The 24,020-nt window shown below is 66.8% G+C and carries 15 protein-coding genes; all 15 read right to left on the bottom strand.

Features of this window, described 5'->3' with window-relative positions; translation table 11 throughout:
• Window positions 1-5 precede the first annotated feature (5 nt).
• On the bottom strand, window positions 6-689 hold the full coding sequence (gene tagF / locus KF887_04530) for a type VI secretion system-associated protein TagF (protein ID QYK42396.1): 684 nt from the start codon (window positions 687-689) through the stop codon (window positions 6-8).
• The gene (tssM, locus tag KF887_04525; GenBank protein ID QYK42395.1) at window positions 689-4,267 is read right to left on the bottom strand and encodes a type VI secretion system membrane subunit TssM; all 3,579 of its coding nucleotides are present in this window, start codon (window positions 4,265-4,267) and stop codon (window positions 689-691) included. The genes tagF and tssM overlap by 1 nt, the downstream gene beginning before the upstream one ends.
• Window positions 4,267-5,697, bottom strand: a complete 1,431-nt coding sequence (gene tssL, locus KF887_04520; GenBank protein QYK42394.1) for a type VI secretion system protein TssL, long form — start codon at window positions 5,695-5,697, stop codon at window positions 4,267-4,269. Before tssL ends, tssM begins: the two co-directional genes overlap by 1 nt.
• Window positions 5,698-5,720: 23 nt before the next feature.
• Window positions 5,721-7,061 (bottom strand): type VI secretion system baseplate subunit TssK, encoded by a 1,341-nt coding sequence (tssK, locus tag KF887_04515; GenBank protein ID QYK42393.1) that lies wholly within the window; start codon window positions 7,059-7,061, stop codon window positions 5,721-5,723.
• Between the two features lie 72 nt (window positions 7,062-7,133).
• Window positions 7,134-8,867, bottom strand: coding sequence for a type VI secretion system-associated FHA domain protein TagH (tagH, locus tag KF887_04510; GenBank protein QYK42392.1), 1,734 nt, complete (start codon window positions 8,865-8,867; stop codon window positions 7,134-7,136).
• A 7-nt stretch (window positions 8,868-8,874) separates the two neighbouring features.
• Window positions 8,875-9,168 carry a PAAR domain-containing protein gene (locus tag KF887_04505; protein QYK42391.1) on the bottom strand — a complete coding sequence of 98 codons (294 nt, stop codon included), beginning with the start codon at window positions 9,166-9,168 and terminating at the stop codon, window positions 8,875-8,877.
• A gap of 3 nt (window positions 9,169-9,171) precedes the next feature.
• On the bottom strand, window positions 9,172-9,789 hold the full coding sequence (locus tag KF887_04500; GenBank protein QYK42390.1) for a hypothetical protein: 618 nt from the start codon (window positions 9,787-9,789) through the stop codon (window positions 9,172-9,174).
• Window positions 9,790-9,796: 7 nt separating this feature from the next.
• A complete protein-coding gene (gene tssI, locus KF887_04495) occupies window positions 9,797-11,896 on the bottom strand; it encodes a type VI secretion system tip protein VgrG (GenBank protein QYK42389.1) in 2,100 nt (699 codons plus the stop codon).
• Between the two features lie 39 nt (window positions 11,897-11,935).
• A complete protein-coding gene (locus KF887_04490) occupies window positions 11,936-12,247 on the bottom strand; it encodes a hypothetical protein (GenBank protein QYK42388.1) in 312 nt (103 codons plus the stop codon).
• Entirely contained in the window at window positions 12,247-16,809 is a 4,563-nt protein-coding gene (tssB, locus tag KF887_04485; protein ID QYK42387.1) for a type VI secretion system contractile sheath small subunit, read from the bottom strand. Before tssB ends, KF887_04490 begins: the two co-directional genes overlap by 1 nt.
• A gap of 76 nt (window positions 16,810-16,885) precedes the next feature.
• Window positions 16,886-17,806 carry a hypothetical protein gene (locus KF887_04480; GenBank protein ID QYK42386.1) on the bottom strand — a complete coding sequence of 307 codons (921 nt, stop codon included), beginning with the start codon at window positions 17,804-17,806 and terminating at the stop codon, window positions 16,886-16,888.
• A 15-nt stretch (window positions 17,807-17,821) separates the two neighbouring features.
• Window positions 17,822-20,527 (bottom strand): type VI secretion system ATPase TssH, encoded by a 2,706-nt coding sequence (tssH, locus tag KF887_04475; protein ID QYK42385.1) that lies wholly within the window; start codon window positions 20,525-20,527, stop codon window positions 17,822-17,824.
• Window positions 20,528-20,578: 51 nt separating this feature from the next.
• Entirely contained in the window at window positions 20,579-21,652 is a 1,074-nt protein-coding gene (gene tssG, locus KF887_04470; protein QYK42384.1) for a type VI secretion system baseplate subunit TssG, read from the bottom strand.
• Entirely contained in the window at window positions 21,616-23,490 is a 1,875-nt protein-coding gene (gene tssF, locus KF887_04465; GenBank protein ID QYK42383.1) for a type VI secretion system baseplate subunit TssF, read from the bottom strand. Before tssF ends, tssG begins: the two co-directional genes overlap by 37 nt.
• Entirely contained in the window at window positions 23,490-24,020 is a 531-nt protein-coding gene (tssE, locus tag KF887_04460; GenBank protein ID QYK42382.1) for a type VI secretion system baseplate subunit TssE, read from the bottom strand. Before tssE ends, tssF begins: the two co-directional genes overlap by 1 nt.

Below are 24,020 nucleotides of genomic sequence, written 5' to 3'. Positions count from 1 at the left end.
GGTCATCACGCGGCCTCCTCTGGCGCCTGCCAGACCTGCGCGCCCATGTCGAACAGGCCCAGCATCTGCCCCCCGGCAGGCAACCCCTCGCAGACCATGAGCCGCGTCGCGCCATCCAGATCGGCGGACCACACCGACGGGCGGCGGAACCGCGCACCGGCCAGCTGCGCGGCAACCGCCGCGCCGGCCTGACCCGGGCTGGCGCCCTGCATCGTCAGGCCACCCGGCGCGATCGCAAGGCGAACCGGCGCACCCGGGGGATCGAGGGCGATGGCGGCCAGACGGCCCGACAGCACCTCGCGCGTCATGCCGTCCTCAAGCGCGTCGAGTGCGAGATGCTCCAGCTCCAGGAATGTCGATTGCTGGCGGAAATGTTCCAGCATGGCGGGCTGTTCGTCGGCGAGACCCGCGACCAGCGTCAGCGGGAACTGCCGCCCGACGCGGTCGACGGACATCATCATGACGCCGATCCAGCCCGAGGCCCCGGCAATGCCCGGCGCCAGGGTGAAGCGCCAGATCGGTGCCGAGAAATAGCAATCCTGCCATGCCTCGCCCAGGGTCGACCGCGCGGCGACGATGCCGTCCTGCAACCAGCGGTCCCAGGGGTCGACAAACCCCTGCGGCAGGTCCAGCCGGAAGAAATCACCCAGTGCCGGAAATTTGCCGAAGGCTCCGAAGCGCGCGGTCATCAAAAGGACTTCGGACAGGAGAATTTGTAGAGCGCGGGCAGCGCGAAGGGATTCAGCGCCGAGTCCGACTGCATGAAGAAGATCGCCACACGGCCCCCCACCTTGAAAATCAAACGCTTGCGTTCATTCACGTCGGTATTGCGGATCTCGGCGCTGTCGAGCAGGCGGAACCAGCCCCAGGGCCCGTCGCGCCGCAGCGCGTTCTCGACGCCCTGAAGCGGCGGCTCGAAGGTCAGCCGTCCATAGCCGGCGGCACCGGGCCAGACGACGCCGGTTGGCGGGGGCTGCCCGTCGCCCTGCGTCAGCTTGGCCGCGGCGCCGTCGATCTCGAGCGTCACCGAGGTTGCATTCGGATCGACCGCGGAGGGCGTGACGCTGAACCGTGCGGCGGGAACCGGACCCTGCGGGAAAAAGGCCGCACGGATGTCGGCCGCGTGCATGAATGCCTCAAGCGCTGCCGGGGCCATGCCGAGATCGGCGCCATTCACCTGCTTGAAGGTCCAGGGACGGGTCCGGGTATCGACGAACTGCGCGAGGTTCTCGTTGAAGAACGTGTCCAGCAGGCCCCCGGGCGAGAACATCCGGGTGAAATCGGCGATCCCCACCTCCGAGGCAGAGCGACGGTTGAACGGGTAGCGACCTGCGAACGACTGTTCGCAGACAGGCAGAACCTGCGCCTGCCACTTGGCATTGACCGTTGCCCGGGTGCCTTCGGCGCTGACGCCCGAGGAACCGGCCGCGATCTGCGATGTCCAGCGCTGCATCGGCCCGGGCAGCCGCTGGGTCAACTGGATCAGTTCGATCAGCGCGGAATCCTGGTTGGGTGCCACCAGGCCACCTGCGCCCGAGGTGATCGCAAGGCGCGACATCTCGCGGTACACCTCTTCCAGGATCACGCGCAGCTGGTCGAGCTGCGATGGCTGGTTGTCGGTACGCGCGACAAGGGTGTGCAGCCAGGCAAAGCGTTCCTCGACAAACACTCCCGGCGGTTTGGGCTTGGGCCCGCCCGGGTTCGCCGCCTCGAGCGCGTTGATGAACACCGCCGCCTGGGCGCTGAGCATCGAGCGCAGTTCGATGCCTGCGGCGGCCGAGATGCCCTCGCCCACGGCGGCACCGGGCACGATGTTGCGATCCTCGGTCAGGCGGGTTTCCTGCGCCACGGCCATCAGCAGGTTGACCAGCGGCGAGGTGGGACCGGACAGGACGTTGGTGACCTCGACGGCCTGGCTCATCGAGGACATCGGGATGATGTCGACGTCCGACAGGATGCCTTCGTAGCGCGCGATGAAGTCGTTGTAGTAGAGATCGAGCACATCCCGCGCGACCGCGAGGATTGCCACCTCGGACTGCACGGCGACGTTCTTTTCGCCCAGGACCCAGGCCTCGCTCTGCAACCTGCGCGACACGCCAAGGGCCTCGCCCAGGAAGACGTTGTTGAAGCCGTCGTAGGTGTAGATGCCCTCGATCCCCTCGTTCAGGGGCTTGCCCGAGGATCGCACGAACACCCGATCCACAGCCGGGCCACCGACATCGGTGATCCGCCATTTCGGCAGTTCAAGCGCCTTCGGGCTGTTGATGATGCCGTTGTAGATGCGCTGCGCCATCGGCATCTGCGACAGGATATCCTGTGCCTGTTCGACCAGCGGGCCGTTCAGCGCGATCTTCTGCATCGGCTGCGACATCAGGGCGTCCAGATGCAGGCGCAGGCTGGTCTTCAGCTCTTCCGCGCCGATCCCGGTGAACGAGGCGTTCCAGTCGTTCACAAGATACTCGCGCACGAGTTCGGCGTTCAGCGGGCCCTGCTGGCCGAGCATCAGGTAGACCTTCAGCACCTCGTACAGGAATTCCGGATTGCTCATCGAGCCCTGCATCTGGTTTTCGAGACGCAGCAGCAGGCGCGGCAGCAGATGCTGGTTCAGCGCCGCGCGATAGCTCTGGCCCGCGCTCGCGCCGATGATGCGGCCCTGATAGAGGCCGTAGCCCAGCGTGCCCGCCGGGGGCACATCGCCCGCGAGCGGGTTCGACGGAAGGCCGCGCAGGATGTTCAGGGCGGGAACGGTGGTCGCGATGTCGCTGTCGCCCACGGGGCTTGGCGGAATGACCGAGGCGGCCGTGTCGTAGGCCTTCATCCGTTCGGTGGTTTCCGCGATCAGGGCCTGGTTGCCGAGGAAGCTGCGCAGCCAGATGCCGCCCGCCGCGACCGCCGCCACCAGGGTGGCGGCAATGGCCAGCCCGCGTGCGATCTTGTAGCGGCGTTCCACCTTGTCGTCGGACGACACGAGCCCGGCCTCGCGGAAGATCACGCCCTCGAACAGGCGGGTCAGGAAATAGCTGCGGCCGGTTCCCTTGCCCGAACCGATGGCCTGCCGGCCGATGCCGAAGGTGCGCGCCATGCCCATCATCAGGCGGTCGATCGGCGTGCCTTCCTGCGTGCCGCTGGCAAAATAGACGCCGCGCAGCATGTGACGTTCGCTGAACTTGTTGTCCTGGAACACCTCGTTCAGGAAATCGCGCGCCACCTGCCGGACCGACGCGACCTGGCCCGGGAAGCCCGCGACCAGGCTGCGCCGCTGATGGTCGGTCTCGGACTGAAGACGTTCCAGGCTTTGCGCGTTCAGTTGCGTCAGGAGCAGCGAGAATTCATCGTCGAAGGCCGCGACGGGCGAGACGTTGGCCCGCGCCTTCTCGAAGGGCAGCGTGAAGCCCCAGACCTGCTCGCGCGCCTCTTTCCCCAGATTGTCGTAGAATTCGGTGAAGCCCGCGATGAGGTCGGCCTTGGTGAAGATCACATAGACCGGAAAGCGCACGCCCAGCTTCTCGCGCAGTTCGTGCAGGCGGCGGCGGATGGCGCGGGCGTGACCTGCCTGGGTGACCTCGTCCTGCATCGACAGGTCGGACAGGGAAATCGCGATGATCGCGCCGTTGATCGGCTGCCGCTTGCGGTGCTTCTTGAGCAGCGTCAGGAAGTTGAGCCAGCCCTGGTTGTCGGCCTCGGCGTCGCTTTCCTGGGTGGTGTAGCGCCCGGCGGTGTCGATCATCACGGCGTTGTCGGTGAACCACCAGTCGCAGTTGCGGGTGCCGCCGACGCCGCCGATGCTGGCCTGCCCGAATTCCTCGACCAGAGGGAACTTCAGGCCCGAGTTCACGATGGCCGTGGTCTTGCCCGCCCCCGGCGGACCGATCATCACATACCAGGGAAGCTCGTACAGGCTTTTCGAGCCCATCTTTGACTTGCGCAGCTGCGCGAGGGCCGTGCGCAGCTTCTGGCGCATTTCCTCGGCTTCCGACTGGACGCCGTCATCCTCTTCGTCGTCGGTCTCGGTCGAGGCGACGATGTCCTCGTTCATCTTGCGGTCGCGACGGCGGCGCAGGAACCAGATGAGGATGGTCAGGAAGAGGGCGAAGCCCAGCAGGCCGCCGATCCAGATGATGCGGTCCATCGGGTCGGCGAACGGGTCCCATTCCCCCAGCACGATGAACGGGCCGAACATCCAGAGGCAGACCGCAAGCGTGAGCGTGACCAGCCAGATCAGCGCATAGGTCGAGCGGAGCGCGAGATAGAGGACCTTCCGGATCATCAGCTTTCAGCCTTCAACAGGACGATCTCGATCCGCCGGTTCTCGGCACGGCCCTCGGCCGTGTCGTTGTCGGCGATGGGCTCCTTCTCGGCCCGACCCTCGGCCGACAGGCGCTTGGGATCGTCAAGATGCTTTTCCATCTGCTTCAGCACCGACTCGGCACGGGCAAGGGACAGGTGCATGTTCGACGGGAACTTCGCGGTGCGGATCGGGCTGCTGTCGGAATGGCCGACGATCAGGATGCGCCCGGGCTGATCGTTCAGCGCCTTGGCCAGCCGTTCGATCTTGGCATCATAGCCCTTGGTCAACTTGTCCGACCCGGAGCCGAACATGCCCTGCCCCTTGACGCGCACGGTCAGCGACGTGGGGTCCTGGAATACCTTGACCAGACCCTCGGTGATCTCGGGCTCAAGGAAGCCCTCGACAAGTTCGAGCTGGGTCGGGCCCTCCTGTGGCGGGGGCGGCGGAGGTGGCGGGGGCGGGGGTGCCGGGCGGTCGAGAACCGGGGGCGTGGGCCGGTCGATCTCGATCATGCGCGCAATGACCGGGTCGGCGTTGTAGGCGAGCGTATAGCTGAGCCCCCCGAACATCAGCGAGAGGATCAGGGCGGTAACCCCCACGGCCAGATAGACCGGCCGCCAGGCGGACAGCGTCCGGTGCGGCTTGTCCAGCCCCTTCCAGTGCGGCGACAGATCCTGTTCGACCGGGCCGCGCTGCGCGCGGATGATGCGTGCGAGGCCCGAACGGATGGTCAGGTGCTTGTCGACGCCGCCCTGTTCGACCCGGAGCCGCCCCTCGAAGCCGAGGGTCAGGCACATGTAGATGAATTCGAGCAGTTCGATGTTGTTGGGCGGGTCCTTTTCCAGCCGCGCCAGGACGTCATACAGCCGGTCGCCACCCACCGTTTCGCGGTGGAACGTCCCCACCATGGATTGCAGCGCCCAGTTCGACTGTTCGCCCCAGGGCGTGTTCAGCACCACGTCGTCGATCGTGGCGCAGATCGCATAGCGCGCGACCTTGACCTGCTGCGGGTCGATGCCCGCCGCAATGGCGCGGCTGTCAAAGGCGCGCACCTCTGCCACGACCTTGCCGCGCAAGGCGTCGGGGTCCATGTGCTGCGCCCGGTTGCGAATACGGCTGACAAGCGCGAACAGCATCGCCGCCGCCGCATTCAGGCGATTCATGCCGGTCATCGCCAACTGGATAGGCGCCTCTGCGGCCTTGGCGGCGGGCGCGGCGGCGGCCTGCGGGGGGGCCTGCTGCGGCACGCCATAGCCCAGGGGCTGCGCCTGCGGCTGGGCGGGCTGCGGATAGTTCGGGACGCCGGGCTGCGCCGCCGGGGCAGGGGCGCCCCTGCGTCCGCCGGGATTGGGGCGGATGACTGTCCGCTCCGAATCGTCGGGCTCGGCGAAGGGGTCGTTACCGGCCATGGTCCTCAATCCTCTTTTCGGGCTCAGCCGACGCGAATGGCCCAAAGCTCCATCGAAAGGCCGGGATAGTCACCGGAAACATGCACGGCGATACCGCCCGACGTTGTCATCTTGCGCCAATAGGGACTGTCGCGGTCAAGCTCAAAATAGACCACGCCTGCGTGATACGGGATCTGGCGGGGGGCCACGGGCAGGGGCCGCAGCGTGATCCCCGGCAGCGCCGAGTTCACCAGCGGCCGGATTTCCTCGACCGGGCCTATCTTGGCCTGCCCCGCGAAGTGCCGCCGGACATTCTCGGCCGGGATGTCCGCCTTGACCGCCAGGACGAAGCCCGCCGTCGTGATCAGCTTGCGATCCGCGATGATGCCGACGCTGACGCCATACTTGCGCGCCTCCAGCGGGATGAGGACGGCTGTCTGCTCCAGCACCGCCGACAGGTACTGCCGCAATGTGCGGACGACGGGCGCGAAGGTCACGGACAGCGAATCGTGCTGATAGGGCGGGAAGTCGGGCGGCGCCTTCTCGGTTGCCATGAACGTGGCCAGTTCCCCGGCGATCGAGACGCACAGGCCGTAGGCCTGCACCGGATGCACGTTCTCGCAACCCAGAAGGTGACGGACCATCGGCAGGTTGCGGTTGACCACCATCAGGATCAGCGCGTCCTGGATCTCGGCCACGCCCTTGGACGTGCCGCTTTCCGAAAGCCGTCCGGCCAGCGCCTTCTGCCGGTGCGACAGCAGGCCCTCCAGTTCGCGCAGGAAACCGTGCAGCGGCGGGGCGGCACGCACATCGATGCAGGTGGGCACGAACCCCTTGTCGAGGATCACCTCGCCATCGGGACGTTTCTCGATGATCCGGGCGATCGGGATCACAAGGCGGTCGGCCAGGTCGTCAACCTGGAGCGCGAACTGCAGTCGCAGCTTGCCGACACCCAGGATGACGGGCTTCCGCCCCTCGCTTGTGACGTCGGTGACCTCGACCTCGGAATGGCGGAACCGTGCCGCCGACCGTTCCATGCCCGACGGGTCGATCTCGAGCGCACCGCGGCGCCGCGCAGGCACCGACAGATAGACGATGCAGTCCTTGACCGCATCGGGCACCTCCAGGGCCGGGGGATGCTCTTCGGCCTCGGGCACGCGAAAGACCGTGCCGTCGGGGGTCAGGCCGGAGGCGCCCTTGATCGCGAACTGGCCGAATTTCAGCACTTCCTCGTTGATGTCGATCTGGCCGACACCCCAGGCATAGGGCACGATCCGGCGCGCGAGGCCCGTGACCAGAGCCTCGACATACCTGTCGGACTGCTGGAAGTGGTGGGGTTGAAGGAACAGGCCTTCCGTCCAGAGAACCTTGCTATCCCAGGACACACGTCACCTCATCGTTGCGCGCGCCGGTCGGCGCACGATCGGTGCGAACCCTAGTATCCCCTTGGCCCCGTGTCATTTCAATCTTTCAAGCTGGTCCTGATAGGCCCGCGCGAAGGCCTTGGCAAAGAACTCGTGGAAATCGTTCTCGGCCTCGTTCGAGATGGTGCCATAGAGACGCTCGAACTCCTCCCACAGGCGGGCCTTCTTGCCGCCCAGAAAGCCGCCGATGCCGCCGCCGCTGACACGCTCGCCCAGGATCGCCGGATCGAGGCGCTTGAGCACGTCCTTGATGGCGGCCTCCATGCCGGTGACCATGGCCACCTCATGCGCCTTGATGTCCTTCAGCGCCTCGCGCACCGCGGTGGGCGCGTCCATGTAGCCCTTGGCCTTGGGCCGCACGATCATCTCGACCGCATGTTCGGGAGACAGGGCAAATTTCAGCGGGTTGTTGCCACCCGCGCTGATCTGGGTGCGCTCCATGCGGAACTCGCCCTTGATCTCGGCCCGGGTCATCAGGATCTCGCGCAGCCCCTCGATCAGGATGCGCATCACCAGCCCCATGCGTGCCATGGTGGCCGCGATCTCCTGGTCGGGGATCACGAGATCCTCGGCGCCCGCCCCCTCCAGGAAGGCGCGCAAGGCATCGCCCTGCCCGCTGGCATGACCCGCAGGCCGCGCAGGCGCGGCAACGGGCGCGGCTGCGGGCGGCGGGACCGGGGCGGGGGGCGCAGGCGCCACGGAAACTGGCGGCGGCGGGGCCGCCGAGACGGCCGGAGGCGGCGGGACGGATACGGGCGGCGGCGGCACGACCGAGGTCAGCCGCCCGGGCGGCACCGGCGCGTTGAACGGCGAGGCCGCGTCGGCCGCCGCCTCGGCCGCGGTCTTTGGCCGGGGCGGACGGGGCACGACCGAGGCGGTCGGAAGCGGCGCATGGGGCGGCGGTGGGGCGACCGATGGGGTTGGCGCCAGAAGATCGTCCATGGGGTCGGGCGGCGGCGGCGCCGGGCGCGGCGCAGGCGGCGGCGGAGCAGGCGCCAGACCGAAGGGATCGTCGGGGTTTCCTTCCCCGATCCCGCCGCCGCCACCGCCACCCCGTGCCTTGGGTGTGGGCGCCAGGAAATCCTCGTCCCAATCGTCCGGAATCACGTTCGCCTTGCGGGCCGAGGTCGAGAAGCCGTCATTCAGCGAGGGCGAGTGATACCTGGCCGAGGCGCCGTCCATGTCGTCCAGCGGCTCGGGAAGGTGACCGAGGATCGGATCCTCGGCATCGCGCAGATGCGGCAGGTCGAGTTCATCGATCGGATCCTCGCGCACCACCGTCGATGGTCCGCGCGGCGGTGCGGCGCCCATGAGATCGTCCAGGAAGTCGACACGCTTCGACGAATGGTCGTCCAGCAGGTCCATGAGATCGGGCGCGGCATCGGCGCGGCCGTGCGACACCGGCCCGTCGTCAACCGGAGGCGCGAGGTGGTGCATCGGATCGGCACGGCCCGAGGTAATCGCGACCACCAGCTCGTAGCCGCCCAGGGTCAGCACGTCGCCGTCGTTCAGCGGCGTCGGAACCCTGCCCAGCGGCACCTTGCCGTAGTTCAGGAAGGTGCCGTTGGTGGAGAAGTCGATGACGACGACATTGCCGTTCTGGTCCTCGATGGCGCAATGGCTCTTCGAGATCAGCCTGTCCGGGTCTGGCAGGACGATGTCGTTTTCCTGCCCGCGACCGATCGTCAGGCTTGGACCCCGCATCACGATGGGCGACCCGTCCCCCGGGACTGCCCCCGTGGATTGGAACCGAAGTGTCACGGGCATCTAGGCATCAGCCTCCGGTATACACAGTGAACTGCATCGGCAGGATTGCTCCGCCGCCGGAGCACAGATCCATGCCGATCCGCGCTGCGGGCAGTTTCTGTATCATAACGGTCGCAGACCCCTTGGCAATCGGGTGCGGCGGAGGGGCGACCGCCGTCACGCACATGTCGGTGAGACGCGCCGCGAACAGCTTGACCACCAGCACCGGGGGCGCACAGGGCGGAATCACAGGCGTGGGGGCGCCGAGCGTCAGCGGGCAGATGTGGGTATCGGTCAGGCGTGCCTGCGGAGGTCCGGCCATGTTCTATCCTTTCGCGTCGGCCTTGGCCGCGCCCGCCGCCTCGACCCGTCCGTTGCCGCCCCGCGCGATGTCGACGCCACGGTCGATCAGCATGTCCATGAAGGCATCGGCCTTGTCGGCATGGGCACGCAGCGCGATCAGGTTCATCGCGAAAACAGCGGCGGAAACGCCGTTCGGGGGGGCCGCGTAGTTCGCCGTATCCCCGTCCACGCCCAGCGTCCCGTCGGCATAGAGCGCCGCCATCGCGCAATACACCGTGTCATCGTCCATCTCGGCATTGTGAAAGGCGTGGCTCGCCGCCGCGCGGTGTTCGGGCGTGGGCTTGAAGACCCAGCGTTCTGCTGCGGCCAGCGGCGGCGGCACCTGCTTGGCATCCGCACCGACAAGATCGCGCGCGGCGAGGCAGGCCCACCAGGTCGCCTCGCGCGGGGGCAGCGCGACCGACAGCAGGCGCAGCATGTCAAGCCGCGCCTGCATCGTCTCGAGCGCGACCAGCACGGCCGTCACCTGCGCCGAGGCCGGCACGGCAGGCTTGTGCTGCAGCTTGGTGTTTGCATTGGCCAGAAGCTTGGCCGCCGGTTCGGGCGGGATCTTCTTGAGGTTTTCGAAACGCTTGCTCATGACGGCCTCAGTTGATCATCACGAGACCGCCCTGGATGATGACCATCCCGCTGCCCTTGTGCTGCGCGATCCCCTGCGCCTCGGTGGTGATCATCGGACCCTTTATCGTGACCCCCGAAGGGTCGATCTTGATCGAGGAGCCCATGACCTTCAGTTCGATGCTGGCCGAGGATTCGATGGTTATCGGCCCCGTCACCGTCGACTTGAACGTGCCGGTGACGCTTTCCTCCGAGTTGCCACTGACCGTGGCGGAGGAATTGCCGCCTGTCGAGCCTTCGTAGTTGCCGGTCACCTTCATCGTCTTGTTGCCGCCCACCTCCTGTGTGGCGTGCTGCCCCACCTTTTCGGTGCGGTCGGTCTTGATGTCGCGCTTCTCGTTGCCCTGCTCGACGGTCAGCGTCAGGTCGCCGGTCTTGATCGTTTCGGTCCGGTTGCGGTGGATCGTCGTCGTGATGTCGCCGTCATCCTGCTTCTCCAGGCCGATGGTGATCGTCGCGTTGTTCTTGATGATCTCGAAATAATCCTTCTCGGACTGCAGGCGGACGTATTCCTCGTCCTTCTTGTCCTCGAACACGAGTTCGTTGAAACCGCCGCCGCCCTTCGAGCTGTTGGTCTTGATGCCCTGCATCGTCATGTTTGCCGGAAGCTCATAGGGCGGCATGGTATCGGCGTTGTAGAGCATGCCGGTGCAGATCGGACGATCCGGGTCGCCGTCCTCGAACTGGATCACCACTTCCTGCCCGATCCGCGGAATATGGATCATGCCCCAGTTCTTGCCCGACCACGGCGTCACCACCCGCACCCAGCAGGTCGTGTTCTCGTCATTCTTGCCTTCGCGGTCCCAGGGGAACTGCACCTTTATGCGGCCGTACTTGTCGGTGTAGATTTCCTCGCCACCCGGCCCTGTCACCTTGGCGAGGAGGATGCCGGGAATCTTGGGCCATTCGGTCTTGAACGGGGCCCTGTACGGCACGTTCTTCGGGATCGTCTGGAACGTGCAGCGATAGCTGTCCTTGTTCTTTTCGTCGAACTCGATGGTGCCGGGCAGTTCCTTGACCTGCTGCGTCTCGTCCTCCATCTGCACCTCGATCTGCAGCATGTGGACGGCGCCGGTGATCAGGTAATCCTGGTTTTCCGCGTCGCGCTTGTGCTTGTCGAGCTTGAAGGTGGCGCCGGTAGCCAGCGTCCGGACGTTTCCGATGGCGTTCCTGACCTGGAACTTCACCGCCTCGGCCTGCATCCTGATCCGCGCGTATTCATCGCCGAGCGCCGTTTCCCGGTAGTGCCCGGAATAGCCGTAAAGCTCGTAGTTCTTGTGGCTGTGGCTGCCCTTGGGCGTAGACTTGACCGTGGTCATGTCGGCCTTGGGCTTCTCGAAGTTGTAGTCGCGCAGCGTGACCTTGCCGCTGGTCACGTTCTCGGACCCGCGCCATTCGAAGATGTGGTCGGTGGTGCGGCGGTATTCCTGCTCGCGGGTGGCGAACTCGATGGTCGGGAAATCCTGCACAGGCTGGTGCGCGCCGATATCGTCGACGATCATCAGGTGATCGACGCCATTCTTGACGGTGGAGAAGAAGTAGATGCCTTCCTCCTCCATCAGACGGGAAATGAAGTCGTAGTCCGTCTCGTTGTACTGGACGGTATAGATGCGCGGCTCGAGGCTGCGGTTGACGCTGACCGTATAGTCAGAGAACCCGCGGTCGCTGAAGATCTTCTTGATGATGTCCGTGGCGCTCTGGTTCTGGAAGATGCGGCATCCTGAACTGCGGGTCAGGAACCAGATCCACGGCCGCACCTCGAGCGAGTAGAACCCGAAGCCCTCGTGCAGGCCCATGTACTGCGCCTCGATGCAGGTCCCGACGAACTCGCGCCAGGCGTCGCCCCCCTCCTCGCCCTTCTGCACCATGACCTTGATCGTGCGCCCCACAACCTGGCCAAGATCAACCTTCTGGTCAGGCGACATGAAGTCGATGGTCGTCTCGGTGACCGTGCTCAATGCCTCGACGACGCGCGCCGACTTGATGAACATCTTCTTGGGGCCCAGGGGCCCGTCCATCTTGATCTTTCGGTTTTCGAGAATGACCTGAGAAATACCACCACCACTCATCGCCCGTTCCCTCGTTTGGGCGGCCTGCGCCGCCCGGGATCAAATATCCGAGGCTTGCACCTCGATCAGAAGATTCTCGCGCCGCACCCGCTCGATGATGTCCGGATTGATCCTCCAGAGCGACGAGACAACGAATTCGGTGCCAAAGAACCGTTTCAATTCAAAAGCATCCCTGAAGTACACACAGCGGACGGGAAAAGGCGCCTCGCCCGTGCCGAACAGCAGGTCGTTCAACAACTCCACACCTTCATAAAGCCAATAATTGCCATGAACCGCAAGCAGAGTCATCGGGATGCCGTCGTCGTCGTCCTCGCCGCCGTCCCGGCCTCCCCCGCTCTCGTCATCCAGCATCACAGTCCCTCCAGAAGCGCCGCAAGATCGGCGTCGATCGCCGCCGGGTCCGCCGGTGCCGGGCTGTCACCGAACCCTGCGAGCAGCGCGTCAAGTTCATCCTCGACCGACTGCGCGGCGGCTGCGGGCGGTGCGTGCCTGGCCGACAGATCCGGCGCACGGCCGGACGGCGGCGGCGCGGGCGGCGGATTGCCGGACCAGGGTCCCGCCAGTTCCTGCCCCGCCAGTGACTGGAACGCACCCAGCCGCACCACATCGCGACCCCGCACCGACACCACCGGCATGAAGCCCCGCTGAACGATGATCTCGGCCTTTTCCGTCGTCACGTTCCGCTCGGTACAGGGCAGCGCCACCTGATCGCCGTGCTGGTCCGTGACGATGTAATAGGGCATCTGCCCGATCGACATGGTCTTGCCCAGCGTCATCTTCGGGCCGCCGTCTGTCCATGCCTTGGCAAGCAGGATGCCGACCAGCACCGCCGGATTGCACCACAGCATCCCCGACAGCCCTTCGGCCAGGGTGAACTCTTCGAACTCGAAGGCATCTATCGGGTCGCTGCGTTCGCCATAGGGTCGCCGCAGCAGGAATCTCGGCGCGGCGAGGCCGATCCAGGCTGCGCCGGCATCGCCGCGCAATGCGTCCCAGGCCCGCGCCGTCAGCGGGTGCCGGTCGCGCTTGGCGACATCCACGAATCCGGGCGCCATCGCCGCCACAAAGGGCGCCTGCACATGTGCGGCGATGCGGCCCATGCGGCCCAGCAGTTCGGCGTGCGGCGGCGTTTCCTCGAACGTGTAGAGGCCGATGACGGCGGAATATCCGATGCCGCCCTCGACGGTCAGCGGTTCGTTCAGAATCTGGAATACGCCCGACTGCGACAGATCATGCGCCGATCCGATGTCCGCAGCAAATTCCTCGGCCGAGACGTCGAAGACGAACAGTTCCAGCTTCTCGTCCGTCTCGATCTGCCGCGCCAGCAGATCGAGCGAGCGCCAGGCAGCCTCGATCGCCTGAAACTCCGGATGGTGCAGGATCAGCCGCATCGCAGATCCCATGGCATCGTCAACGCTGGCCCGGAGCGCGCGCGCCTCGGGCGTCGTGCCGGGCAGGACATAGGGGCCGACAATGCGTGCGATCAGGTCGGCGGCAGGCGAAGCGGTCGCCGCGCGCGGCGTGGTGTCGCCGATCAGCATCTGGAAATCCGACAGCCGCCTGTCGGCAGGTACCGCGGCGGCACCGGACCGCGCCCGCGTGGGGGCAGCGGGCGCGGTGAACGTTGCCCCCCATCCCTGCATCTCGGCAACCGCCTTGGCAGCCGTCGATGCGTTGGAAAGCCGCTGGCGCAGCACCTTCAGCTCGTCGAACAGCGCGACCTTCTCGGCCAGTTCGTCGGGGTGCAGATCATCCAGTTCCTTGAGGTCGACGGCAATCGCCCGCCCTTCCGGCCCGATCGGCAACATCAACCGCGTCGCGAAGCGTTCGATCACCTCCTCGATCGTATCTACGTCGAGCCGCGTCGCGCGCCGCGCCGCGAGCGTGGCACCCACCTCGATCCGCCCACCGGCCGAGCGGCCCGAGAAATCGCCGAAAACGGCCATGCGGAACACCTTGCGGTTCAGCGCCTCGGGGTTCGGGGCCGGGGCGTTGAGCGTCCCATAGGCAGACCCTGCCCCACCCAACAGCGCATCAAGATCCGACATCGGCCCCTCCCTTCGCGTCGCAACCGCTGCCGTTCCCGCTGCGAGCATCGCGTCGATCCCGGCCAGCGGATCATCTGCGGCGGCGATCACCGCGTCCAGCCCCATTGCCGCATCATCCGGCGCATCCGCCGCCAGACCGGCCATCAAGGCATCGAGATCCGAAAGCGGGTCCACCGACACCTGCCCCGCCGCGGGCGCGGGGTCCGGGCCAAGCAGCGCCTGAAGATCGGCCAGGGGGTCACCCCCTGCCCCCTCCGACAGCAACGCATCCAGCGCGGCAAGTCCGTCCGCCGCCGCAGGTTCGGAGGGTGACGGATCGGACACGGGTTCGTCGGGCACTGTCCAGGACTGAAGATCGGCAAGCGGATCGGCAGCAGCCGCCGGGGCCGGCGCCGCGGCCGCAGGTCCGGCGAGCAATGCCTCAAGATCTGCCAACGGATCTGTCACGGGGTCACTGCCCGTCAGGCCGTCGAGACGCTCGGGGTTGGAACCCGCAGATCCCGGTTGTGCCGAAGTCGCGGCGCCATCGAGCAGGAAGTCCAGGTCGTCCAGCGGATCGCGCGTTTCGGCTTCGCCCGGGGGATTCCCGCCCTGCCCATCCGGCAAACGACCGGCGTCAGGCGCGTGACCTCCGCCCAACAGCGCATCAAGATCGGACAGCGCATCCAGGCCGCCACCGGATTCAGCCGACGCCGAAGCGAGCAATCCATCCAGGTCGGCCGCATCCCGGCCGTTCGGTGCAGCACCTGGGTCAATCGCGCCGAAGTCACCGGGGGCGGCGCCGGAAAGCAGGGCATCGATATCGACCGGCGGATCCTTGTCGGTCGGCGTGGCCACCACGTCCGGTTCGATTTTCCCCTGAGACCCCGGGGCTTCGTCGCGCGTCGGAACCGCGATTGCCCCGACATCTCCCAGAATTGCGTCGAGTGCCGAAAGCGGATCGGCCTCCGTCTCGACGGGCGGTGCCTCCGGCGGGGTGGCGGCACGCAGGGCGGCGAGGGCCGTGGCGGCGGGGTCCGGCGCGGAGGGCTCGGCGGCTACCGGCGCCGCGCTGCGCAGGGCAGCGAGCGCACGGTCGGCCTCTGCCTCGGCAGGCGGGGCCTCCGCCGGGGCGGCGGCACGCAGGGCGGCGAGGGCAGCGGCGGCGGGGTCCGGCGCGGAGGGTTCGGCGGCTACCGGGGCCGCGCTGCGCAGCGCCGATAGGGCACGGTCGGCCTCCGCCTCGACGGGCGGTGCCTCCGCCGGAGCGGCAGCACGCAGGGCGGCGAGGGCAGCGGTGGCGGGGTCCGGCGTGGAGGGTTCGGCGGGCGCCGGGGCCGCGCTGCGCAGCGCCGAGAGGGCGCGGTCGGCCTCCGCCTCGACGGGCGGCGCCTCCGGCGGGGTGGCGGCACGCAGGGCGGCGAGGGCCGTGGCGGCGGGGTCCGGCGCGGAGGGATCGGCGGCTACTGGCGCCGCGCTGCGCAGGGCGGCGAGGGCGCGGTCGGCCTCTGCCTCGGCAGGCGGGGCCTCCGCCGGGGCGGCGGCACGCAGGGCGGCGAGCGCAGCGGCGGCGGGGTCCGGCGCGGAGGGTTCGGCGGCTACCGGCGCCGCGCTGCGCAGCGCCGAGAGGGCACGGTCGGCCTCTGCCTCGGCAGGCGGGGCCTCCGCCGGGGCGGCGGCACGCAGGGCGGCGAGAGCCGTGGCGGCAGGGTCCGGCGCGGAGGGCTCGGCGGGCACCGGGGCCGCGCTGCGCAGGGCGGCGAGGGCGCGGTCGGCCTCCGCCTCGACGGGCGGCGTCTCCACCGGCGCGGCGGCCCGCAGAGCGGCGAGGGCAACGGCGGCAGGGTCCGGCGCGGAGGGTTCGGCGGCTACCGGCGCCGCGCTGCGCAGCGCCGAGAGGGCATGGTCGGCCTCCGTCGCGGTGGGTGGTGCCTCCGCCGGCGCAGCGCTGCGCAGCGCCGAGAGGGCACGGTCGGCCTCCGTCGCGGCGGGTGGTGCCTCCGCTGGGGTGGCGCTGCGGAGGGCGGCGAGGGCCGTGGCGGCGGGGTCCGGCGCGGAGGGCTCGGCGGCTACCGGGGCCGCGCTGCGCAGGGCGGCGAGGGCGCGGTCGGCCTCTGCCTCGGCAGGCGGGGCCTCCGCCGGGGTGGCGGCACGCAGGGCGGCGAGGGCAGCGGCAGCGGGGTCCGGCACGGACGGCTCAGCGGGCACCGGGGCCGCGCTGCGCAGGGCGGCGAGGGCGCGGTCGGCCTCCGCCTCGGCAGGCGGGGCCTCCGCCGGAGCGGCGGCACGCAGGGCGGCGAGGGCCGTGGCGGCGGGGTCCGGCGCGGAGGAATCGGCGGGAACCGGCGCCGCAATGCGCAGCGCCATCAACGTTTGCGCCGGGGATGGCGGATCATCTGCGACTGCGCCCGATGCGATGGCGGCAAGCCGTGCCGGATCGCGCAGCAGCGCTTCGAGCAGGGCCTCGGCCCCCGACTTGCCATCCATGTAGGTCGCGAGATCCGCAAGTTGCCGCCGGGCGTCGAACAGTTGGCGCAACGGTTCGACGCGTGCGGCGATGGCGCCCGGCGTAAAGTCGTCCATGCGTTCGAAGGTCAGGTCGACGGCGATGTTGCCATCACCCGTCAGGGTGTTGGGCACCGTGAAGGCGGCGCGGGGCCGCATCGCCTTCATCCGGGCATCGAAGGTGTCGACGTCGATCTCAAGGAACGAACGGTCTGCAACCGGCGGCAGCGGTGACTCGGGCCGACCCGACAGATCGGCCATGACGCCCATGACGAAGGGCAACTGCACCTTCTTTTCCGCACCGTAAAGCTCGACGTCGTATTCGATCTGAACACGCGGCGCGCGGTTGCGGGCGATGAACTTCTGGCCTCCTCCCGTCATGTCAGGCTGCCGCCGGGATATCTTTCCCGTCCCTTGCTCTGCACGCCGGTGGTTTCACCGCCCGCCCCTTCCCGTGTCACTTCAGCTTCTGTTCGATCTTCTTGAACTTCGCCGTCAGCGACTTGGCGAGCGCGACGGCGCTTTGCGCGGTCTTCTCCAGCCCAGACAGGCGTTCAAGCTCGGAGACCGCGGTCTTTGCCGTGTCGGGATCCAGAGCGCCCTTCTTGGCGTCCTCGACCACCACCTCGAACACCTCCCCAAGCTTTTCGGCCGCATCCACGAAATCGGTGAACGTCTCTTCGTTCTTGCCCTTCAGAACCTCGACGCCGAAGTTCTTCAGTTCTGCATCCGCGTCCTTGTCGTCCTTCAGCTTCTTGCCGGTCTTCAGCAGGAAATCGATCGCCTTCTGTGCCTCCTTCCCGGTCTTGCCGAACTCATCTGCAAGCCCCTCGAGCACCTTTCCGGCCTTCTGCTGGACCTTGGGGTCGACACCATCCTTGGTCAGAGCCTTCAGCGCGTCGATGGCCTTCTTGCGCGGACCATCGAAGGCGCCCTTGAACTCGACCGAGTTCAGCTTGTCGAAGGCGGCCTTCCCGGCCTTCAGCGCCCCCGCGTTGTCGGCCTTGCCCGATTCGATGTTCTCGAGCCATTTGTCGAGCCCGCTGTCGAGGTCCTTTTCCAGATCCTTGTAGCCGTCGAGGACCGCCTTGATGCCGTCCTTCTCCTTGCCCTTCTCGGCGGTCTTCTTGGCCTCACGCACGCAGCCCGCGAAGATCTTCAGCGCCATGCGGGCGGCGAAGGCGCCCTCTTCCTGCAGCTTCTTCACCGGCCACTTCTTGTCGTCAAGCTCCGCTTCGCCCTTCCACTTGATGGTCTTGACGGCCTTGTCGATCTCCTTGATCCCGGTCGCCCAGGCCTTGTTGCCCTTGTCGGTCTCGTCGAAGGGCTCGATCTCGATCTCGAACTTGATCTTCTTCTTCGTCCCTGCGGCAGCCATGGCTGTCTCCTTTCGTCAATCGAATGAATAGGTGAATTCGCTGTCCTTCACGTCTATGGCCACGCGCGTGACCTCCCCCCCGGTCATCATGCGGCGCAGAAATTCCGCCGAGATGTCGGGCAGCATCGTATTCGTCACTATAGCGTCGATCATCCGGCCGCCGGATTCAAGTTCCTGACAGCGCGAAACGATGGTTTCGACCACGGCATCGCTGTATTCGAAGGGCACGCCATGCGCGGCCTGCACCCGCTTCTTGATGCGGTTGAGCTGGAGCTTGGTGATCTCGGCGATCATGGTGGGGCTGAGCGGGTAGTAGGGGATCGTCACCAGACGGCCCAGCAAGGCGGGCGGGAAGATCTTCAGCAGGGGTTCGCGCAGCGCCTTGGCCAGACCCTCGGGGTCGGGCATCAGATCGGGATCGGCGCACATGTCCATGATCATCTCGGTGCCCGCGTTCGTCGTCAGCAGGATCAGGCAGTTGCGGAAGTCGATCATCCGCCCCTCGCCATCCTCCATCTGGCCCTTGTCGAACACCTGGAAGAAGATCTCGTGCACGTCGGGGTGGGCCTTTTCCACCTCGTCGAGCAGCACGACCGAATAGGGCTTGCGCCGCACCGCCTCGGTCAGCACGCCGCCCTCGCCATAGCCGACATAGCCGGGGGGGGCGCCCTTCAGCGAGCTGACGGTGTGCGCCTCCTGATATTCGGACATGTTGATGGTGATGACGTTCTGCTCGCCGCCATACAGCACCTCGGCCAGGGCCAGCGCCGTCTCGGTCTTGCCGACGCCCGAAGTGCCAGCCAGCATGAACACCCCGATGGGCTTGGACGGGTTGTCGAGGCCCGCGCGACTGGTCTGGATGCGTTTGGCGATCATCTTCATCGCGTGGTCCTGGCCGATCACCCGCTTCGCCAGATGCTCGTCAAGCCGCAGGACGGTCTCGATCTCGTCCTTCAGCATCCGGCCCACGGGAATGCCGGTCCAGTCACCCACCACTGTCGCCACCGCCTGCGCGTCGACGATGGGCAGGATCAGCGGGGTTTCCCCCTGCATCGCGATCAGTTCGGCATTCTTGGCCTTGAGGTCGGCCATCAGTTGCACGCGATCCACCGGTGGCGGTGCATCCGCACCCGGCTCGACGGGTTCGGGTGCAGCCTCGACCGGCTGGCCCCCTTCGCGCAGCTTCGCCCGAATGGCGAGGATCTCCTCGACCACGGCCTTCTCGGCCTCCCATCGTTCGGTCAGGCCCGCGAGGCGTCTCTCTTCATCGGCCTTGATCGCCTTGATCGCGGCGCGGCGCTCGGCGACGTCGTAGCCGGCGGTCTCGTCCCGGTCGATGATCTCGAGTTCGGTTTCGAGCGCGCTGATCCGCTTGCGGGCATCGTCGACCTCGGGGGGAACGGCGTGCTGGCTGATCGCGACGCGGGCGCAGGCGGTATCAAGGACGCTGACCGACTTGTCCGGCAGTTGCCGCGCCGGGATGTAGCGGGCCGAGAGGTTGACGGCGGCCTCGATCCCCTCGTCGAGAACCTGCACCTTGTGGTGCTTTTCCAGCATGCTGGCGATCCCGCGCATCATCATGATGGCTTTGGTCGGGCTGGGCTCATCCACCACGACGGTCTGGAAACGCCGGGTCAGCGCCGGATCCTTCTCGATGTGCTTCTTGTATTCTGCCCATGTGGTCGCACCGATGGTGCGCAGCGTGCCGCGTGCCAGCGCGGGTTTCAGCAGGTTCGCGGCATCGCCCGTGCCCGCCGCGCCGCCAGCGCCGATCAGCGTATGTGTCTCGTCGATGAACGTGATGATCGGGGTTGTCGACGCCTGGATTTCCTCGATCACCGACTTCAGGCGGTTCTCGAACTCACCCTTCATGCTGGCGCCCGCCTGCAGAAGGCCGACATCCAGTGTCAGGATGCGGGCATCCTTGAGACTGGGCGGGACGTCGCCACGGGCGATGCGCAGGGCGAACCCCTCGACCACCGCGGTCTTGCCCACCCCGGCCTCACCCACGAGGATCGGGTTGTTCTGGCGCCGCCGCATCAGCACGTCCACCACCTGGCGGATTTCTTCGTCGCGGCCCATGATCGGGTCGATTTTGCCGTCGCGGGCCTGCTGCGTGAGGTCGGTGCAGAACTGCTGCAGCGCCTCTTCCTTGCCCATCTGGGCGGGCGCGATGGCGCCGGAGTGCTCCCCGGGCGAGACGCCGCCACCGGTGCGGCTTCCGTCCTGCGGCGCCATGGCATCCTCGGGGCTGCCTTCTACCGCCTTGGCGAAATTGTCGGCAAGGTCATCGGCCTTGATCACCCGGAACTGTTCGGTGATCCCGTAGAGGATACCCTGAAGCTCCTTGGTCTTGAGCATTCCGAGAATGATGTGCCCGGTGCGGACCTGGTTCGAGTTGTACTTGAGCGAACCATAGACCCAGGCACGCTCGACCGCGTTTTCCAGATGCGCCGAAAGATCCTGGATGGTCGAGGCGCCCCGCGGCAACCCGTCGAGTGCGCGTGTCATGTCGGCCGCCATGCGTGCCGGGTCCATCTTGTAGTGCTTGGCGATGCGATGGATGTCGCTGTCCTGCAATTGCAGGATCTGGTGTATCCAGTGGATCACCTCGACATAGGGATTTCCGCGCAACTTGCAGAACACTGCGGCGCTCTCGATCGCCTGATAGCCAAGCCGGTTCAGCTTGCCGAACAGCGCCACGCGGCTGATTTCGCTCATGTCCCCTCACCTTCCCATGTCGTGCCGCATTGCGGCCCTTGTCGTTCGTTCCTAGACCGCCTCGGTCGCCCGTCGCCGGGCCAGACTTTTCGGCACAAGATACAGATCGTCGGCGTCCGTGTCTTTCGTTCTGGTACCGATCCAGCTGGTCTGCCCGAGTGCGGTATCGCCGCCGAGTTGCGCCTGCGGTACCTGATCCTTCGCCAGAACCAGATTCACATCCCAGTCCAGCGTGTCGCCCACGTAGTTCCGCACGATGGCTTCCAGCCGGTCGAGCGAGGACGATCCCTTCGCGACGAGCCGCCTGAACTCGACCAGGCCCATGGGGCCGATCCGCAGCCGGAACTTTGCGGCGTGGCTCCAGACCCGGTTGCCGATGCTTGTGCCCTGCCCCAACCCCACGCGCGCCCCGAGTTGCCAGCGATCGTCGGGCTCCAGTTGCAGCCATTGGCCGATAAACGGCACGAGCGTGACGGGCGCGCGCACAAAGACGGACAGGATCGACACCAGGCCCTCGGCATGCCGGGGGGCAGGGGCCAGATGCCCGGCAAAGTGTCGTTTGGCCAGTTCCGGCATCGCGTCGCGGTAACGCAGCGCATGCTCGTAATGCCCGCTGAGCGCGGCCACCTTGCGTTCGAACGGATCCGCGTCGACCCCGCGGGCCCGCCGGCCGCGCAGGGCCCGGTCAAAGGAAGGCGCTGGTTGCGCCGACGCCCAGGCGCGGTACAGCAGCCCGGCCATGCGATGCGTCAGCATGTTGGCAAAGGCGATGAAGGTTGTGTCGTGGTGGTTGCGCAACCTGTCGCGGGCGTATTCCGTCAGATGCAGCGGCAGGGGGCCCATCGGCCCGAACAGGCCGAAGAACCGGTTGACCATTCGCCCCGGCTGCCCCTCGGAAGGTGGCGTGATCGACACGATGGTCGAGGGCGGAAAGGCAAGCTCTGCCTCCTGCTCGATCCGGATCGGATCCTCCGCGGGACGCTTGCTTTCGCCCAGGCGCGGCATGTCGACGAACTGAGCCTCGATGATTCGAAGCGCCAGGAACAGGTGATGCGATTGGGGGTCCGCCAGCAGACGCGTGTAATGCGTCAGATGATCCGGCCCAGTCCCCTGTCCGGTTTCCATCGCGCGATTTCCCCGCGTTGCTGCGTGTGTAGAACGGTCTCGGTAAAGCTGTTGATGGTCACGTAGCGGCGGAAGAACCGCTCCAGCACCGACCCCAGCAGATAGGCCGATGTTCCCTCGAAGAAGCTGTCATCGAAGGTCAGCCGGATCTCCAACCCGCGCACCGCCGTGGACATCAGCCCGTCGGCCATGCGACGCACGATGGGTCGGCTGTCGATGCTCACCATCCCCTCGATCTGCTTCTCGATGTCCTTCTTTCCCGTCGGGGCGTAGATGCCCACAAGCTCGCGCAGCGCCTGCACCCCGCCGCCTTGCTCGGTGTCGGCAATCGACAGGTAGTTCAGCGACAGGTGCGAGATCAGTCGCCAGGCGCTGTCACCCTGCCCGAGCGACGGGCGCGGGGCGGTGGGCGAGACGGGGGTGGCAATCTGCGTGATCGGGCCGCCGTCGGGCAGATGAAAGACATTCGCGCCCCCCGTGGGCAGGAACATCGGCAAGTCCCGGTTGGTGCAAAGGGCCTGCACCGCGATCTGGGCAAGATCTCCCGGGAACGGCGCCTGCGCCGGATCGACCAGGGTGATGTACAGTTCCGATCCGAGATAGCTCGACCGTCCCTCGCCGCGTCGGCGCTCACGGTCGGACAACTGCCGCATGCGGCGGAACTGGGTGTAGTAGGCAGCCCATGAATCCCCGGCCGCAGTGAAATCGTCGGAAGAATAGAACGGGCGGAAGTACAGGTCATCCTCGCCCTTCTCGGATATCCCCAGCACCTCCTCGATGCTGTGCACCTCATAGTCATGGGGTGCCGTGCGGTCGGGGACGACGTGGTGATCGGTGTCCTTTCGCGTAACCAGCAGGCGGTCACAGCGCTTGGGAAACAGGTTGACGGCCGGCGTCGCGAACAGGTGGAATGCCTCCGGCGTGATCGCCGCGGCGATGTCGGGATTGCCGTCGCGCAGCAGGATGTAGATGTCCACCTCGTGCCCGGCCGCACGCTTGATTGCCGGCGACAGGCCGTTGATGTCCACAAAATGGAACCGCTGCGGCATCCCGAAGTATTCCTGCAGCAGGCGATAGCCGTCGTATGACCGCTTCGGACGCGGCAGCAGCGCCTCTTCGGGGTCATAGCCGCGTGAAGTCACACCACCCTTGAGGTCCAGCACCCAGTCCGCACGCCGGTCGGTGGATCGTCCGGCAAGGCCGGTGACCTGGGTGCAGAACATCTCGTGCATCTGCCAGTGACGACCGCCGATCCCTGTGAAGAACAGCGTCAGCCGGTCCAGCGACAGCGCCGCCAGCGGCGCCTCGGCCAGACATTTCAGGCGCAGCCGGATGCCGGCACGCGCCTCGACATCCCGTCCCAGCCCCACGGCGACAAGGCCGCCGCGCCCATCTATGTACTCCGCCTCGGAGATCGTGATCGGCCAGAGCGTGACGTCGTGCGCGGTGCGGAACTGGCAGGCGGTCTGGTCATCCTCGCCCAGAACCGACCGCAGCGCCGTGCCGCGCGGCAGCGTGTAGCCGTCCTTCATCTGCGCCGAGGCGTCGGGGGTGAAGGCCGCGATCATCATCGACGGCGTCGGCGCAAGATAGTGCGGATAGACGATTTCCAGCAGATGCTGCGTGAACGACGGGTATTGCAGTTCCAGTTCAAGCTGAACGCGCGCCGACAGGAACGCCACGCCCTCCAGCAGCCGTTCGACGTAAGGGTCAATGACCTCGGTCGCGGACATGCCAAGCCGCGCGGCGATCTTGGGGTAGGCACGCGAGAACTCTCCCCCCATGTCGCGCAGGTAGGCAAGTTCATTTTCGTAGTGCCGCAGTAGCCGGGTATCCATCAGACCCCCAGCGCCGTGCGCAGGGCGGCGGTGGAGCTTGGCGTCTCGAGCGTGATTTCGCCCGTGGTCACGTCCACCTGGCTGCGCAGATAAAGTTCGCGCGGCAGCGGCCGCGCCCACATCTCTCCGGCGATGTCGAAATTGATCAGCGTCCGGTTGTTTCCCTCGGTCTCGCGGATCACGACCTTCAGCGTGCCCGAGATGATCCTGGGTTCGAACCGCTCGATCGCGCGCAGCATCGAATCCTGAATCATCCGCGTGCGCTCATAGGTGGTGAACTCGCCCGCCACCTCGCGCACGCCATAGGTCAGAACCGAATTGGCGACGTTCGGATACTCGGCAGGGTCGAACATCGAAGAATTGTCGAAGGTGTTCAGCAGCCAGGCCAGATCACGCTGGATGATCTCGCGCAGGCGCGGCAGATCGATGACCCGGCTGTCGCGGGTTTCCTGAAGGTCACCCGGGGAATTGTCCGCCAGTCGGTCCAGAAGCGACGGCTGAAGCCGTTCCTTGAGCGTGTTCTCCGACAT

The sequence above is a fragment of the Paracoccaceae bacterium genome (assembly GCA_019454225.1).
In the GTDB taxonomy this organism is placed as follows: domain Bacteria; phylum Pseudomonadota; class Alphaproteobacteria; order Rhodobacterales; family Rhodobacteraceae.
The sequence above is the reverse complement of the archived record's forward strand: the minus strand, read 5'-3'. Positions and strand labels throughout refer to the sequence as shown.